At 31.0% G+C, this 16,011-nt stretch carries 11 protein-coding genes; 3 read left to right on the top strand and 8 right to left on the bottom strand.

What is annotated here, in order from left to right; translation table 11 throughout:
* Positions 1 to 7: 7 nt before the first annotated feature.
* The 3 genes from ABNT61_RS03755 to ABNT61_RS03745 all read left to right on the top strand — a co-directional run bounded on the left by ABNT61_RS03755 (position 8) and on the right by ABNT61_RS03745 (position 6,937).
* On the top strand, positions 8 to 3,115 hold the full coding sequence (locus tag ABNT61_RS03755; protein ID WP_348744918.1) for a lantibiotic dehydratase: 3,108 nt from the start codon (positions 8 to 10) through the stop codon (positions 3,113 to 3,115).
* On the top strand, positions 3,112 to 5,346 hold the full coding sequence (locus ABNT61_RS03750; protein WP_348744917.1) for a peptidase domain-containing ABC transporter: 2,235 nt from the start codon (positions 3,112 to 3,114) through the stop codon (positions 5,344 to 5,346). The genes ABNT61_RS03755 and ABNT61_RS03750 overlap by 4 nt, the downstream gene beginning before the upstream one ends.
* A 148-nt stretch (positions 5,347 to 5,494) precedes the next feature.
* On the top strand, positions 5,495 to 6,937 hold the full coding sequence (locus ABNT61_RS03745) for an aspartate aminotransferase family protein (protein ID WP_348725233.1): 1,443 nt from the start codon (positions 5,495 to 5,497) through the stop codon (positions 6,935 to 6,937).
* A 69-nt stretch (positions 6,938 to 7,006) separates the two neighbouring features.
* On the opposite strand, the gene ABNT61_RS03740 is transcribed toward ABNT61_RS03745, so the two are convergent.
* The 8 genes from ABNT61_RS03740 to ABNT61_RS03705 all read right to left on the bottom strand — a co-directional run bounded on the left by ABNT61_RS03740 (position 7,007) and on the right by ABNT61_RS03705 (position 16,002).
* Positions 7,007 to 8,278, bottom strand: coding sequence for an adenylosuccinate synthase (locus tag ABNT61_RS03740; protein ID WP_348725234.1), 1,272 nt, complete (start codon positions 8,276 to 8,278; stop codon positions 7,007 to 7,009).
* Positions 8,279 to 8,314: 36 nt separating this feature from the next.
* The gene (locus ABNT61_RS03735; protein ID WP_348712170.1) at positions 8,315 to 8,761 is read right to left on the bottom strand and encodes a transcriptional repressor; all 447 of its coding nucleotides are present in this window, start codon (positions 8,759 to 8,761) and stop codon (positions 8,315 to 8,317) included.
* Positions 8,762 to 8,834: 73 nt separating this feature from the next.
* Positions 8,835 to 11,051 (bottom strand): bifunctional (p)ppGpp synthetase/guanosine-3',5'-bis(diphosphate) 3'-pyrophosphohydrolase, encoded by a 2,217-nt coding sequence (locus tag ABNT61_RS03730; protein ID WP_348712391.1) that lies wholly within the window; start codon positions 11,049 to 11,051, stop codon positions 8,835 to 8,837.
* Between the two features lie 151 nt (positions 11,052 to 11,202).
* Positions 11,203 to 12,093 (bottom strand): nuclear transport factor 2 family protein, encoded by an 891-nt coding sequence (locus ABNT61_RS03725; RefSeq protein ID WP_348744916.1) that lies wholly within the window; start codon positions 12,091 to 12,093, stop codon positions 11,203 to 11,205.
* Positions 12,094 to 12,197: 104 nt separating this feature from the next.
* Positions 12,198 to 13,070 (bottom strand): AraC family transcriptional regulator, encoded by an 873-nt coding sequence (locus tag ABNT61_RS03720; protein ID WP_348744915.1) that lies wholly within the window; start codon positions 13,068 to 13,070, stop codon positions 12,198 to 12,200.
* A gap of 31 nt (positions 13,071 to 13,101) precedes the next feature.
* Complete coding sequence (locus ABNT61_RS03715; protein WP_348744914.1) at positions 13,102 to 13,812, bottom strand: hypothetical protein; 711 nt, start codon at positions 13,810 to 13,812, stop codon at positions 13,102 to 13,104.
* A gap of 6 nt (positions 13,813 to 13,818) precedes the next feature.
* Positions 13,819 to 14,619, bottom strand: coding sequence for an RNA methyltransferase (locus ABNT61_RS03710; RefSeq protein WP_348744913.1), 801 nt, complete (start codon positions 14,617 to 14,619; stop codon positions 13,819 to 13,821).
* A gap of 87 nt (positions 14,620 to 14,706) precedes the next feature.
* A complete protein-coding gene (locus ABNT61_RS03705) occupies positions 14,707 to 16,002 on the bottom strand; it encodes an amidohydrolase family protein (RefSeq protein WP_348744912.1) in 1,296 nt (431 codons plus the stop codon).
* Positions 16,003 to 16,011 lie beyond the last annotated feature (9 nt).

The raw sequence follows: 16,011 nt of genomic DNA, 5'->3' as shown, positions 1-16,011 counted from the left end.
AGAAAGAATGAAGAACTTCAATCATATCAATCGTTTCATTTTAAGAACACCAATTAAGAGTGTTCATCAGTTCTCAGAAATTCCTACTACTTCTGAAGAAACAATCGAATTTGTAAAAGATTTGTTTAATGATGAAGTTTTCAAAGAATCTATTTTTCTGGCCTCACCAGATTTGTATTATGAATGGGAAAAGTTTGTTTCAAAGGCTGAATTGAGTGTTGAAAAGCAATATAAGTTAGCACTATCTATTGTTAAGTATTACATAAGATCAACTACAAGATGTACTCCTTTTGGATTATTTTCAGGGTACACAGAAATTCAACATAAGCAAGAGAATAAGCAAGTTGAACCACAGCGATTTACAGGATTAGATTTAGATTTTATCTATACGTTATTACATCAACTAAATCAAAAAGATGCTGTAAGAAGTATCGTGAAATTTGCACCAAACTCTTCTATTTATAAGATTGGTAGTAATTTCAGATATGCCGAATATAAAATTCAAAGAAATAAAAGAGCGTATACTTTAGTAGAAGTAGAAGCGGATGAGGTTTTAGAATTAATTTATAAAGTAACTCAAAAGGAAAATCAAACATTAAATGAATTGGTAGAGTTACTGATGTATTCTATCGAGGATATTTCCAAAGAAGACGTAACGACTTATATCAATTCATTAATCGATGCTCAGTTTTTAGTAAGTGATTTAGATATTAGTATTAATGGTGAGTCTCCTTTCGAGCAACTTGTTCAGTATTTTGAGAACGTCATTATAGGTAAAACTCAAAATGAAGAGCTTTTACATTATTATAACCTACTTGCACAATTAAAGAATAAATTAGAATGTCTTGATGCAAAAGTTGTAGGCAATTCAATTTCGGAATATGAAGACATTTTTAGTATAGCAAAACAATTCAATTTTGCATTTGATAAGAAGTTTCTGATCAATTCTAATATGAGGAATAACTTACCTGTGACGCAATACGATTTAACTTCTCAAGAGATTTCTAAAATCAAAAAGGCAGTTAGTACTTTATCAAGATTTAGTATTAAACAAGATAATGTCAATCTAAATGAATTCAAGAAAGCTTTTTATAAAAGATATGAAGACAAAGAAGTACAATTATGTGTAGCTCTTGATAATGAAGTAGGAGTTGGGTATTTACAAGATCATGCAGATGCTAGTAATTTCTCTTCTTTGATTGATGATATTAAATTAAAAGGGAATGAAAGTCCAGAAACGAAGCTTTCATATCATAAAAATATTCATAAGTTTTGGACCAATCAATTAACTACAGCCAAGAGAAATAATAAAAATTTAATAGATCTTAATACAATTGATTTATCTGATTTTCCAGTAAATACCGATCAGTTATCAGATTCGTTTTATACTATGATTAACAAGTATAAAGAGAAAATTTCTATTGAAGTTGTTGGAGGTACTGGTGCTTTAAATTTAATAGGAAGATTTTCAAGTTTAGACAATTCATTAAACGATTTGTTTAATGAAGCTCTGGCTAAAGAACAAAAAGAAGGAGATGAAATCTTGGTAGAACTATTACATGTTCCAGATAATAGATCCGGAAATATTTTATTAAGAAATGTACATCGTACACACGAAATTTCTTTTCTAACTAAAGGAAGTGAAAATGCAAAACAAATAGCGTTAGATGATATTTACATCAGTATAAAGCATAATAAGATTGTTTTACGAAGTAGAAGCCTGAATAAAAGAATTAAGGTTGTAAATACTACTGCTCACAATTTTCAATATAATTCGCTTCCAATTTATCAGTTTTTAGGAGAATTACAAATGCAAGATTGTAATACATACCTAGGTTTGAATTTAGGAAGTGTGAATTACAAGGCGTTTACATCAAGACCAAGAATTGTTTTTGATGATATAATTCTTGCTCCAGCCAAGTGGAATTTCTCTATTGATGAGTTAGCTAGCTGTTATGAAAACGGAGAATTAAGTATTTCGAAACTTCAAATTTTTCTTAAAAATCAAAATGTTCCAAGATATGTATGTTTGAGAGAGCAACAAGATCATACACTTTGGATTGATCTTGAAAATGAGTTCATGTATACTTTTTTACTTGAAGCCATAAAGAAGAAAAAACAATTAGTATTAGAGGAACTTCTAGTGGATTCTATAGATTCAAGAGATGAGGTTTATAATGCTGAGTATATAATTCCTTTTTTTAAAGAAGCTAAAAAATCAAGGAAGATAAATGTTCAAAATATTACTGAAAAAAGAACTTTTATACCAGGAGAGGAGTGGTTGTATTTTAAGCTATATACAGGTACTAAAACAGCAGCAAAACTATTACAGGATGTAATTCACCCTTTGATTCATAATTTAAAAGAAAACGGATTAATTGAGAAGTGGCATTTTATTCGATTTAGAGATCCTGATTTTCACTTAAGACTTCGATTTTTAGTTAGTGATAACAATATAAATCATAGAAAAGTTGTAGAAAAATTAAATAGAGCAATTCATTCTTATGTTTCTAATCATGCTATTTGGAAAGTTGAAATATCTACCTACAACAGAGAATTAGAAAGATATGGGAACGAATTAATAGTTCCATCTGAATCTATATTTCACAGAGATAGTGATTTAATTCTAGAAATATTAAATCTAACTAAAAACACCAATTCTGAGATTTCGTGGTTACCAATATTAAAAACCATAGATAACTTCTACGAATTACATCAATATACTTTACAAGAAAAATCGAATCATATCAATGAATTGTATCAAGCTTTCTTAAAAGAATTCAATGGAGATAAAAATCTTAAGAAACAAATTGAGTCAAAGTTCAGAAAGTACAAGAATGATATTTCGCTACTTATAGAAAATTCAGCAACTAAAATTAATGAAGTAGTTGAAAAGCATAATCAAAAATTATATGAAGATTTAGGAGAAGGCAAGGAAGTAGTTATTCAAAATATGAAATCAAACTTGACGAGCTATATCCATATGCATGTCAATAGATTTTCAATTACCAACCCAAGAATGCACGAATTAGTATTCTATGGATTGCTATCAAAATATTATAAAATGAGACTAGGAAAAGAAAAGTATGTTCAACCAAAAGCACTAATAATATGAAATTTATACCGCAACACGATCAAATGGATTGTGGTCCTGCTTGTATTGCAATGATCACAAAAATGTATGGTAAAGATTATCCACTACAATATTTAAGAGATATTTCTCACATTTCTAAAGAAGGAGTGAGTTTAATGAGTATTTCTGATGCAGCAGAGGAAATAGGCTTTGAAACATATCCAAGTTTATTGTCTATTGATGTGCTTTTAGAAGAAGGAACATTACCATGTATTCTACATTGGAATAAAAATCATTTTGTGGTATTACATGATGTGAAGAAAAACATTTTTACAGGTAAAAATAGATTTAAAGTTGCAGACCCTTCTCATGGTTTAATTACCTTATCAGAAGAAGAGTTCGCTAAATCTTGGTGTTCTCAAGAAGATAAAGGAATTGTTCTATTTCTTTCGCCAACAGAAAAGTTTGATGAAATCGAGCCACCAAAATCAAATAAACTTACTATTTCATATTTACTGAACTATTTAAAACCGTTTAAAAAGCAGGTTGCTTTTATGTTTGGTATGCTTTTATTAGGAAGTTTGTTAACTCTAGTATTTCCATTTTTAACTCAAAATCTTATCGATAAAGGAGTTACAGCTGGAGATATGAATATGATTACGCTTATTCTCTTAGCTCAATTAGGTTTATTCTTAGGAGCAATCACAATACAAATCATACGAAATTCACTCACATTATATGTGGGTACTAAGCTGAGTATAAATATTATCTCAGATTTTTTAAAGAAAACTCTTCAATTACCCATTAAGTTTTTTGATTCTAAAATGGTAGGAGATTTTAATCAACGAATTAATGATAACGAGCGTATTGAAGAGTTTTTAACGTCTCAAAGTCTAGTTACCGTATTTTCTATCATGACATTCTCAGTGTTCTTTGGAGTTTTATGGTACTACGACTTTACAATTCTTGCAGTGTATTTAGCATTAACTGTATTCTCAGTGGGTTGGTCGTATTATTTTCTAAAAAAGCGTCGAATGCTAGATTATTTTAAATTTCAACAAAGAGCAGAGAACCAAGATTCTATTTTAGAAATTATTAATGGTGTATCTGAAATGAAATTGAATCAGTTTGAGGAGTTTAAGCGTAAAGCCTGGGTAAAAATTCAAAATAAGTTGTTCAAAACGAATTTAAGAATACTAAAAATCGATCAAATTCAAGTTTCTGGATATGAATTCTTAAATCAGTTAAAGAACATTCTGGTAACTTTCTTAGCAGCTATGTATGTAGTTAAAGGACAAATGACATTGGGTGAGTTATTAAGTATCTCATATATCATTGGGCAAATGAATTCTCCGGTAAATCAACTTATAGATTTCTTTAGATCGCTACAAGATGCCAGATTGAGTTTAGAGCGTTTAAATGAGGTGCAACATCATCCAGAAGAAGAAACAACTTTTATTGATGAAAATGGAGAAGAAACTCAAATGAAAACCTTAGAAATAGGGGAGAACATCTTTGTGAATAACGGAATTCAAAAAGGAATAAGATTTAAGAATCTATCTTTTCAATATGAAGGTCCAAAATCTCCATTTATTTTGAAAGATATTAGTATGCTTATTCCTGAAGGAAAAGTCACTGCAATAGTAGGAGCGAGTGGAAGTGGTAAAACAACATTATTAAAATTATTACTTCGTTTTTATGATCCTACGTTAGGAACTATTCATTACAATTACGATGATATATTAAGTTTATCTCCGAAAAGTATTAGAGAGAATTGTGGAGTAGTAATGCAAGATGGTTATATCTTTTCTGATACGATTGAAAGAAACATTGCAACAGGTGATGAGGAGATTGATTATGAAAAGCTTATACAAGCGGTTAGAATAGCAAATATTGAAGATTATATTTTGTCTTTACCATTACAGTTAAAAACTAAAATTGGTGCTGCTGGAAATGGAATCTCAGGTGGTCAAAAACAACGTATTTTAATTGCTAGAGCAGTGTATAAAAATCCACATTACATTTTCTTTGACGAGGCAACAAGTGCTTTAGATGCGGAAAATGAGAAGATAATTCATGATAACTTACAAGAGTTTTTTAAAGATAGAACTGCTGTAGTTATTGCACATCGACTTTCAACAGTGAAAAATGCGGATCAGATCATTGTTCTTAAAAATGGTGAAATTGTTGAGCATGGAAGTCATAAAACATTAGTAGAAAACAAAGCGGACTATTTCAATTTGGTTAAAAACCAATTAGAATTAGGAAACTAACGATAGTAGCAAGGCAAAAAATTCTGAAATTGAAAACGAAGGCGGGACGAAAGTCTCGCTTTTTTTGTTGAGGTAATACAGGAAATAAGTTCGAATTAAGTTTTCTGATTTTTAAAAAGGAGGTAATTTTGTAGCAAATTATAAACTCATGAAAAATAACTTCGATATGTCTCTAGAAGACATGAAGTCTTATGGATATAAAATAGTTGATTTAATTGCTGAGCATTGGGATACAATTCACACTAAAAAGCCTTTTGCTGAACCTAAAACAAGAAACGACTTAGATCAGATTTTCTTACAAGAAGCACCAGAACAACCAATGGATTCAGATAAAGTTTTAGATTTTATCGTGGAAAATGTATTGCCGAATAGTACATATACATCGCATCCAAAGTTTTATTCTTTTGTTCCAGGACCAAGTAATTTTATCAGTACAATGGCCGATACTTTGGCTACTGGTTTTAATATCTTCTCTGGAGGTTGGTTGGTTTCATCTGCAGCTGCGGAATTAGAGATTGTAACCATCAACTGGTTATTAAATATGTATAACTTTCCTGTGAAAAAGGGTGGAGGAATTTTTACAAGTGGAGGTTCAATGGCGAACTTAACAGCTTTAGTTACCGCAAGGCGACTTAAGTGTGGAGATGATTTCTCAAAGGCAGTTATTTACTTGTCAGATCAAGCGCATTCTTCAAATATTAAAGCAATTCGAATTCTAGGATTTAAAAAGGAACAAATTAGAATTATTCCAACAGATTTTGAATTTAGAATTGGAATTAACAAGTTAAAAAATGCAATAGCAAAAGATAAGTTAGAAGGATTGCAACCGTTTTGTTTTATTGCAAATGCTGGAACAACAAATACAGGAACTGTGGATCCTCTTCATGAAATTGCTGACATCTGTGAAGATGAAAACATTTGGTTACACGTGGATGGAGCTTATGGAGGAGCGGCAATTTTATCAAAAAAAGGAGAAAGAATGTTACGTGGAATAGAACGTGCAGATTCTTTAACAGTAGATCCACATAAATGGTTTTTCCAACCGTATGAAATTGGTTGCCTATTAGTAAAAGATGCTTCTTGGTTAAGTGGAACTTTTAGTGAAAAACCTGAGTATTTAAGAGATGTAGAAGGAAATGAATCTGAAATAAACTTTTATGATTACGGAGTGCAGTTAACAAGACGTTTAAGAGCTTTAAAATTCTATACTTCTATCAAAACCTATGGTTTGGAGAGATTCAGAAATGCAGTTACTTATAATATAGATTTAACTGAAGAAGTTGAAGGGTATTTAAGAAAGAGTAAAGTTTGGGAAGTAGTTTCTCCTGCTACTTTAGCTGTAATTAATTTCAGATATCACCCAATCAATGAAAATCTTGATGAAAGTACCATTGATGAGCTAAATCAGCGTATTTCGAAACGTGTAATGGAATCAAGAGAAGCTGTATTTGTAACAACAATTTTAAATAAGCAAATCGTACTAAGAATGTGTTTAATTAATCCTAAAACAACTATGGATGATGTGTTAGAGACATTGAATACTTGTGAGAGGTACGGAGCTGAGATATTAGAAGAGTTAAAAGCTAAATAGAACTTTGTATTAGACATAAAAAAACCTGCTGATCTAGCAGGTTTTTTTATTTTATCTAAGAATTATGATTTACATCATAATTGTTTGTTTTCTATCCGGACCAACAGAAACAATCTTTACAGGAACTTCAGTTTCCTTTTCAATAAATTGAATATAGTCAACTAAGTTTTGAGGTAAAGTTTCCTTCTCAGTCATTCCAGTTAAATCAGCTGCCCATCCTTTAAATTCTGTATAAATAGGTTCGATATTTTCTGGCTCGATATTATAAGGTAAATGCTGAATTGTTTCTCCTTTGTATTTGTATGCTGTACAAACTTTTAAAGTATCAAATCCAGATAAAACATCACCTTTCATCATCATTAATTGCGTTACTCCATTAACTTGAACTGCATATTTTAAAGCAACTAAGTCTAACCATCCACAACGACGAGGACGACCAGTAGTAGCACCAAATTCATGTCCAACTCTTCCCATAGTTTCTCCAACTTCGTCGAATAACTCAGTAGGGAAAGGTCCAGAACCAACTCTTGTAGTATATGCCTTAAAGATTCCAAAAACATCTTTAATTCTGTTTGGAGCAATTCCTAATCCAGTACAAGCACCAGCTGCAGTAGTGTTACTTGAAGTTACGAACGGATATGTTCCAAAATCAATATCTAATAAAGACCCTTGAGCTCCTTCAGCAAGTATAGTTTTACCTTCTTTAATTGCGCTATTTAAGAACTCTTCAGAATCAATAAATTGTAATGTCTTTAACTTGTCAATTCCTCTACAGAATTCAGCTTCTAATTCTTCTAAATCATACTGAATATCTACATCAAAGAAATCTAACATTTTAATATGCTTATCTGTAAGAGCTTTATAACGATCTTTCCAATCATCAAGTTCTAAATCTCCTACACGCATACCGTTCCTACCAGTTTTGTCCATGTAAGTTGGACCAATACCTTTTAATGTAGAACCAATTTTAGCTTTTCCTTTAGAAGTTTCCGAAGCAGCATCTAACAAACGGTGTGTTGGTAAGATTAAGTGTGCTTTTCTAGAAATTAATAGTTTATCAGTATAGTTGATATTGTGTTGATCTAAATTTTCTAATTCTTTTTTGAAAATTACAGGATCAATTACAACTCCGTTACCTACAACATTAAGAGCTGTTTTGTGAAAAATACCTGAAGGAATAGTGTGTAATACGTATTTGTTTCCGTCGAATACTAACGTGTGTCCAGCATTTGGTCCACCTTGAAAACGAGCAATGATGTCGTAATTCTGCGTTAAAACGTCAACAATTTTTCCCTTTCCTTCATCTCCCCATTGCAAGCCGAGTAATAAATCTACCGCCATTATTTAGTGTGTTGTTATGTGTGTGTTTAAAGTTTATTAAGATTTTTTCTTAGTTCCGTAGAAATAAAGTGAATGGTTGTGAATATCGATATCGAATACTTCTTCAATTGTTTTCTTGATGATTTGTATTCTTGGATCACAAAACTCTTTTACTTCTCCAGTATCAGTAAGAATAACGTGATCATGATTTTTATCGAAATAGCTCTTTTCATAACGAGCCATAGATTGTCCATCAAACTGATGTTTACGAACTAATCCACATTCTAGTAATAAATCCATCGTATTATAAAGCGTAGCTCTACTTACACGATAGTTTTTATTTTTCATTTTGATATATAAAGATTCAATATCAAAATGCTCATCGGCATCATATATTTCCTGTAAAATTGCGTAACGTTCTGGAGTTTTACGATGTTTATTTTCTTCTAGGAATGAAGTAAATACTTTTTTTACGATTTCTTGATTTTCAGCCGGGTTACTCATATAAATTGAATTTTACCAAAAAGCAAATTTACGCTTATTTATGAATAAAAAAAGATATGAGCTAAGAATATATTTACAAACTATTAACACGTGTAACTTTTTGGACTCCTTCAACCTTTTTAATGCTGTTCATCATCTTAGTAAGCTGGTTTCTATTCTTTACCGTAAGTGATATTTTTCCTTCGAAAACACCTGCATTTCCTGAGATATTAATACTGTTGATAAATACATCCATATTACTTGAAATAATTCTAGTAATATTATTAACAATTCCTTTATTATCAACTCCACTAACCATTAAAATTGCAGAGAATTCTTGCTTAGTAGAATCTATCCATTTTGCTTTAATAATTCTGTAAGCAAAGTTAGACTGTAAAGAAATTGCATTAGGACAATTATTCTTATGAACCTTAATACCATCATTAATCGTTACAAAACCAAAAACAGCATCACCTGGAATGGGTTTACAACAAACTGATAAAGAATATTCTAATTTTTCTTCTTCTTGACCAAAAACTAATGCATCATATTTGTTGGTTACTTCTTCGTTGTCCGTAATATTTTTATGAGCATTTCTTTTGAAAGGATTCTTTAAGAAATTCATAATTGGACTTGAACGCTGACTAACAAATTCCTTTAAAAGTGTATTGTCAATAGCACCGTTACCAATTCTGTAGAATAGATCAAAACTTGTCTGTAGATTAAAATAACTAGCTATTTCATGGATTAATTTTTCATCGTAATTAATCTTTAAATGACGAAGTTTACGAGCTAAAATTGCTTTTCCTTCCTCGGCAATCTTTTTCTCATCTGCTTTTAATGCTGATTTGATTTTAGTTCTTGCACGGGCGGTCATTACAAAATCTAACCAACGTGAATTTGGCTTGTTTGTGGCAGAAGTTAAAATATCAACTTGATCACCACTTTTTAATTCATGACTTAAAGGAACGAGTTTTCCATTTACTTTAGCTCCTCTTGTTTTTAATCCGACATCCGTATGTATGGCAAAGGCAAAGTCTAAAGCAGAAGCTCCTTTTGGTAATGATTTTAAATCTCCTTTAGGTGTAAATACATAGATTTCTTTTGCATAAAGATTCAATTTAAAATCTTCAACAAAATCAACTGCATTTAACGTGTTATTTTCTAAGGTTTCTTTTAATCTATTCAACCAATCATCTAAACCATTCTCGTTCTCATTTCCTTGCTTGTATTTGAAATGAGCAGCATATCCTTTTTCCGCAATTTCATCCATTCTATCTGAACGAATTTGAACTTCAACCCATTTAGCATCCGGACCAACAACGGTGATGTGTAATGCTTCGTATCCAGTTGATTTAGGTTGTGAAATCCAATCTCTTAAACGAGCTGGGTTAGGTTTGTAGAAATCGGTTACGATAGAATAAATTTTCCAAGCATCAAATTTTTCATCTTTTGATGTTGGTGTGTATATAATTCTAATGGCAAACTTGTCATATACTTCATCGAAGGATACGTTTTGCTTGCGCATTTTTCTTCTAATTGAATAAATAGATTTGAATCTTCCTTTAATTTGATATTTAAATCCAACATCATCAAGAGCCTCGCGAATCTTAGAATTAAAGGTGTCTATATATTTTTGTTGTTCCTCTTTGTTTTCTTTGATTTTTACTAAAATATCATTGTAAACATCGGGTTCAGTATATTTTAGTCCTAAATCTTCAAGTTCGGTTTTAATGTTATATAAACCTAAACGGTGGGCTAGAGGAGCGTAGATGTATAATGTTTCTGAAGCAATTTTCACCTGTTTATGAGGTGGCATCGCATCCATGGTTTGCATGTTGTGTAAACGATCTGCAATTTTTATTAAAATTACACGAACATCATCATGTAATGTTAATAGCATTTTTCTAAAATTCTCTGCTTGAATTGAGTAATCTTGATCCTGTTTTAATCGAGATATTTTAGTAAGTCCGCTTACAATTCTTGCTACTGTTTCACCAAATAACTGTTGCATATCATCAACAGTATAATGTGTGTCTTCAACTACGTCATGTAATAATGCTGCGGCAATAGAAGTTGCTCCTAATCCAATTTCGTCTGCTACAATTTTTGCAACGGCAATAGGATGGAAGATATAAGGTTCTCCTGATTTTCTTCTTTGACTTGAGTGCGCTTCAACAGCTACTTCAAAAGCTTTACGAATTAGTTTTTTATCTTCTTCAGATAATGTTTGATAAGTCCCTTTTAACAAATCTTTGTAGCGATTTGCTATTTCCTTGTTTTCTTCTTCTACAGTTGCAGTATACTCCATCATTACAGGGGATTTGTTAATCTTCTACTCACATTATAAAGTGAAAGTACTATAAAGATTTGTAATGAACAAGTTTTTATTATTTGAAAAAAAAGATGTTAACCTATTACAAGTTAACATCTTTACAAAGAATACTTAAAATTCTAAGGGATTAAAATTTTCCATTATCGTTTTTCCATTCAGATTTTTCTGGAATCGGTTGAATTACATCCCAGTGTTCAACTATTTGTCCATTTTCTAAGCGGAATAAATCATAATATGCTACATGGTCTCCTTTACCAAATTTTCCTTCGCTAATTGTTAGTACAAAGTTACCTTCACCTAAAACTTTATGAACCTTGTCATATTCCATTACTAGTCCGTTTTCAGCAAAGTATTTTAAAGCAGCTCCTAAACCATCTAAACCGTCTGCAACGGCAGAATTATGTTGAATGTATTTTGTTGGATTAATCAATGTTGTAAGATTATCCATTTTACCATTCATTAATACTTCTTCAGCAAACTGTTTTACAATGTTTTTATTGGCTTCAGTTTTACCAGAGTCGGTAATTTCCGTAGTTCCATCAAATTGAGTTCTTCCACTAGGGTTTGGAGGAGTCACTTCAGATAGATTATCCCAGTGCTCTACAATTTTACCATCCTCAAATTTGAATACATCAAAACCAGCTTTTGGACCAAAGAAATCATATTCTGTATGTGTAAATACATAATCTCCATCTTGGAATGCTCTAACTACATTTGCTTTAAATCCTTGTGGTGGAGCAGCTTTCATTACTTCTCCAAATCCAGCTAATCCATCACCAACAGCTAAGTTGTGTTGAATATATTTTTCTGGATTGATATAAGAAATAGGAGTTTTGTCTCCAGTATTAAAGCTATTTAAAAGTGCTACTACTTTCTCTTTGTTTGTTAATTCCATTTTATTGTCTTTTTTTATTTGTTGTTCAGTACTTTGTTCAGAATCAGTTTCCTTGTTAGGAGTTTTACAATTAGTTAATACTAGTGTTAATACAAGTATTGTTGTGATAGTGTTGATTTTCATTGTATTAAAAGAATAATTTATAACTGGTTCAAAATTATGTCTTTAATACAAGTCTGAATATGTAAAAAAAGATGTTTGTACTGTAAAAATGGGAAAATGTTAAATTAACTCGATTTTCTAAATAGTTCAGGTGTAGTTCCTGAATGCAGTTTGAAGTATTTATATAAATTTGAAGGTTCTTCAAAACCAACGGTATAAGCAATCTCTGTTACGCTTAAATTTGTGCTAATTAATAAACGCTTAATCTGTGTAATAACAACTTCATGTATTACTACTTTGGCAGATTTTCCTATGATACTGTTGCAAATATTATTTAAGGTTTTAGATGAACAATTCATCTTACTTGCGTAATCAGCTACTTTTTTAGTTTCTGCATAATGTTGCTCTACAAGTTGTTGAAATTGAACAAATTCATTGAAATATTTTTTATGAAGTAAGTGATCACTATTTTTCGTTTTAATTCGAAATAATTTAGTGATAATCATATGCAATGCACTTCGAATAATTCCTCCAGAGAAGTCATCATACGCTTCAAAATATTCAGTTTTAATTCTATTTACTAATTCCATTAGATCATCGAATTCCTCCGAATTCAATTCTATTTTAGGCATTATTAGTAAATTATTAAATAATTGAATGGATTTTGAAATCTCTATTTGATTGAAATGACTAATTAAAAAATCTTCTGTAAAAATGAGAAGGTAACCATTAGCGTTATAATCTTTTGAAAACTTTTGAAGTTGATTTTTACGTAAGGTAAATAAAGTCCCTTTTTTAAATTCGTAATCTGTGAAATCAATGGTATGTTTCCCTGTACCTTCAATCACAAAGAAGATGTGATAAAATTCAACTCTATGAATTACCGTTAAGTCATGATCTAATTTGGTTCGACTTAATAATTCTCTCAGTTCAATAATATCAAACTGAGAGTTTGGATTTTTAAGGTTGTTAAATTTTATCTCTTTTACTTCTTTCATTTAACCGATTGAATTCCTCAAATCTAAGAATTTAATTACAAGAAATTTCACTTGTTGAAGCACTAATGGCTTCATTTTGAGAATAAGATACTTCTTGATATAATAAGAACTTATCAATTCCATGTCCAGAGGAACGTGCTGAAACCTGCATGGTATAAACTCCAGGATTTTTAAATTCTACATAAATATTGTGCGCATCGTTATCTGAAGTAGAGGCTTGCCATTTGAAATCTAAATCATTTCCACCTCTATATATTTTAAACCAACCATCGGCAGATGATCCATTTGGGTTAGGGGTTTGCCCGCTTCCTTTTGGATATATTTTATTTCCATTTTTTTCTCCGAAATAATCTTCAGCATCCGGAAATTTTAGCCAACTATCATTATGTTCAGTTCCATTGTTACCCGTTGTTACTGCAGTAAACCAAATGAATCGATAAGTTCCAGGATTAGTAATATTCAATTTATATTCAACTAATCCATTACCTGGATTTCCTAAAGATTGATCACCGGTCCAAACATAATATCCTTTTCCAGAAGCGCTACTGCTAGTTTTAAATTCCCATCCCGCAGGAAATTCGTTGTCTTCAAACTCAACTAATATAAGATTGTCTTTTTCATTAAAAACATAATTGGAAAAGTTTGAACAAACCGGATTTGAATTACCTTCTGAATCATTATCTGATGAACAAGACAGAATTAAAATTAAAAGTGATAGAAATAGAGGGGATTGTAGTTTCATTTTTATTTAGTTTATAAAGTTACGTTGTCGTTTAGCTTCAAAGATTACTATGGCGCAAGCAACAGAAACATTCATAGAATCAATTTCTCCTTGCATAGGAATATTAATATTTTGAGTTGCTCCCTGTCGCCAAATTTCAGTTAATCCTGTGGCTTCTGTACCAACGACAATTGCACTAGCTTTAGTATAATCTTCTTTAAAATATTCGTTTGAATTTTGAAGTGTAGCACTGTAAATATTGATATTCTTTTCTTTTAAGAATTTGATAATATTTTCAGAGGAGTCTGTAGCTATCTGATTTGTAAAAATACACCCTACACTAGATCGAATAATGTTTGGATTAAACATATCTGTTTTAGGGTTTGCAATAAGTACGGCATCTACATTTGCTGCATCTGCAGTTCTCAGCATTGCACCGATGTTTCCAGGTTTTTCAATTCCTTCCATTATCACAACTAATGGATTTTCAGTTCTGAATTTTAAATTAGACAAGGAAAAATCTATAGTTTCAACAACAGCAATAATTCCTTCTGTACTTTCTCTGTAAGCTAGCTTATGATATACTTCTTTCGTAATTTCAATTGTATCTACTTCTTTTGATAAAGCAGATAAAATATCTTGATTCGCTTCAATAGATTCATCAACACATAAAACGGTTTTGATTTTATAATTACTTTTTAAGATTAAAGAAATCTCTCTTTTTCCTTCAACAATAAAAAGTTTTTTCTTCTTACGTTCTCTTGACTTTTCTTGAAGCTTGATAAGCTCTTTTATATACGAATTTTGAATGCTAGATATATTCTTCATTATCGCAAAAGTACTTAAAACTTATTTGATTATAAGGAATAAAAAAAGCTCGGTTTAACCGAGCTTTTTAACTAAGAATTATTTTGTTTATTGATTTTTATACTTGTTCGCATAGCGCTTCCAAAGTTTGGTTTGGTGCGTTTCTAAGCTAATTTTTCTTCCTTGTATAAAAGCGTTTAAAATGATATTTGTTCTCATATCTAAGGCATCTCCTTCAGATACGAAAAGCGTTGCATCTTTCCCAACTGATAAGGTTCCTACTTTATCATCAACTCCTAAAATTTTAGCGGCATTAGATGTGATTAATTTAACAGCTTCTTCTTTACCTAATCCATAAGCAGCATAAGTTCCTGCATAAAAAGGAAGATTTCGAGTATTCATTCTTTCCATTTCTCCTTCCATACCTAATGCAACAACAATTCCTTTTTCAGATAGAATTTTTGCCATTCTATACGGCAAATCATAATCATCATCTTCACTATTCGGTAAACGGTGTGATCTTCTAAGAATTACACTAACGTTATTACTTTTAATTAAATCAGTTACTTTTTCTGCGCCTTCAGCATTAACAAGTACTAAGTTTTTTATTCCTAATTTTTTACAGTTATTTATCACATCAGTAATAGGTTTTTCTCCAGTTACGTGAACAAATAGTTTTTGATTTCCGTTTATTAGTTTATCCATTGCTTCAAATGGCAAATCCTTAGGACTTCTATTTCCAAACAAATACTTTTTTGCACGTTCGATATAAGAAGTTATTCTATCAACTGCTTTTGAATAGTTCTTATTTGGTTTCAATGCTGGATCTTCTCCTAACCACCAACGACCTCTAGAAAAACTTGAAGGCCAATTAATGTGTATTCCATCATCTAATTTTAAAATAGCATCTTCCCAATTCCAAGCATCGAATTGAACAATTGTAGATGTTCCTGAAATAGTTCCACCTCTTGGTGCAACTTGCGCCATTAAAACACCATTTGGTCTCATAGATTCTACAACTTTACTTTCTGCATTATAGGCTATAATACTTCGTATATGAGGTAAATATCCTCCAACTTCATCAAAATCTCTCGTAGCCCTTACCGCGTCAATTTCTGCCAATCCTAAAGAAGTATTTGCAGCAATAAAGCCAGGATAAATATGTTTACCATTGTAATTCATAACTTCACCTTCAGGAGTTTTATCCGAAGCTTTTCCTATGAATGTTATTTTACCATTGGAAAATTCAATTAAAGAATTCTCAATTACATTTCCATCTCCTATATGAGCAGTAGCACCAACAATTGCAATCTTTTTAGATTGCTTTGGAGCGGGAGTTTGTTGTGCACTAAGATTTCCTATGAATAAGAAACTTAGCAATATGTATATAAATTGTTTTTTCATTTTGTTTCG

This window comes from Tenacibaculum sp. 190524A05c, assembly GCF_964036595.1.
GTDB lineage: Bacteria > Bacteroidota > Bacteroidia > Flavobacteriales > Flavobacteriaceae > Polaribacter > Polaribacter platacis.
Note: the sequence above shows the minus strand (reverse complement) of the source record. Positions and strands in the feature narration are given on the sequence as shown.

What these genes read in the sequence shown, in the direction of transcription:
- ABNT61_RS03705 (WP_348744912.1), bottom strand. Translation starts at nt 16,002, where the DNA reads ATGAAAAAACAATTTATATACATATTGCTAAGTTTCTTATTCATAGGA.
- ABNT61_RS03755 (WP_348744918.1), top strand. Translation starts at nt 8, where the DNA reads ATGAAGAACTTCAATCATATCAATCGTTTCATTTTAAGAACACCAATT.
- ABNT61_RS03740 (WP_348725234.1), bottom strand. Translation starts at nt 8,278, where the DNA reads ATGGCGGTAGATTTATTACTCGGCTTGCAATGGGGAGATGAAGGAAAG.
- ABNT61_RS03750 (WP_348744917.1), top strand. Translation starts at nt 3,112, where the DNA reads ATGAAATTTATACCGCAACACGATCAAATGGATTGTGGTCCTGCTTGT.
- ABNT61_RS03710 (WP_348744913.1), bottom strand. Translation starts at nt 14,619, where the DNA reads ATGAAGAATATATCTAGCATTCAAAATTCGTATATAAAAGAGCTTATC.
- ABNT61_RS03735 (WP_348712170.1), bottom strand. Translation starts at nt 8,761, where the DNA reads ATGAGTAACCCGGCTGAAAATCAAGAAATCGTAAAAAAAGTATTTACT.
- ABNT61_RS03745 (WP_348725233.1), top strand. Translation starts at nt 5,495, where the DNA reads ATGAAAAATAACTTCGATATGTCTCTAGAAGACATGAAGTCTTATGGA.
- ABNT61_RS03720 (WP_348744915.1), bottom strand. Translation starts at nt 13,070, where the DNA reads ATGAAAGAAGTAAAAGAGATAAAATTTAACAACCTTAAAAATCCAAAC.
- ABNT61_RS03730 (WP_348712391.1), bottom strand. Translation starts at nt 11,051, where the DNA reads ATGGAGTATACTGCAACTGTAGAAGAAGAAAACAAGGAAATAGCAAAT.
- ABNT61_RS03715 (WP_348744914.1), bottom strand. Translation starts at nt 13,812, where the DNA reads ATGAAACTACAATCCCCTCTATTTCTATCACTTTTAATTTTAATTCTG.
- ABNT61_RS03725 (WP_348744916.1), bottom strand. Translation starts at nt 12,093, where the DNA reads ATGAAAATCAACACTATCACAACAATACTTGTATTAACACTAGTATTA.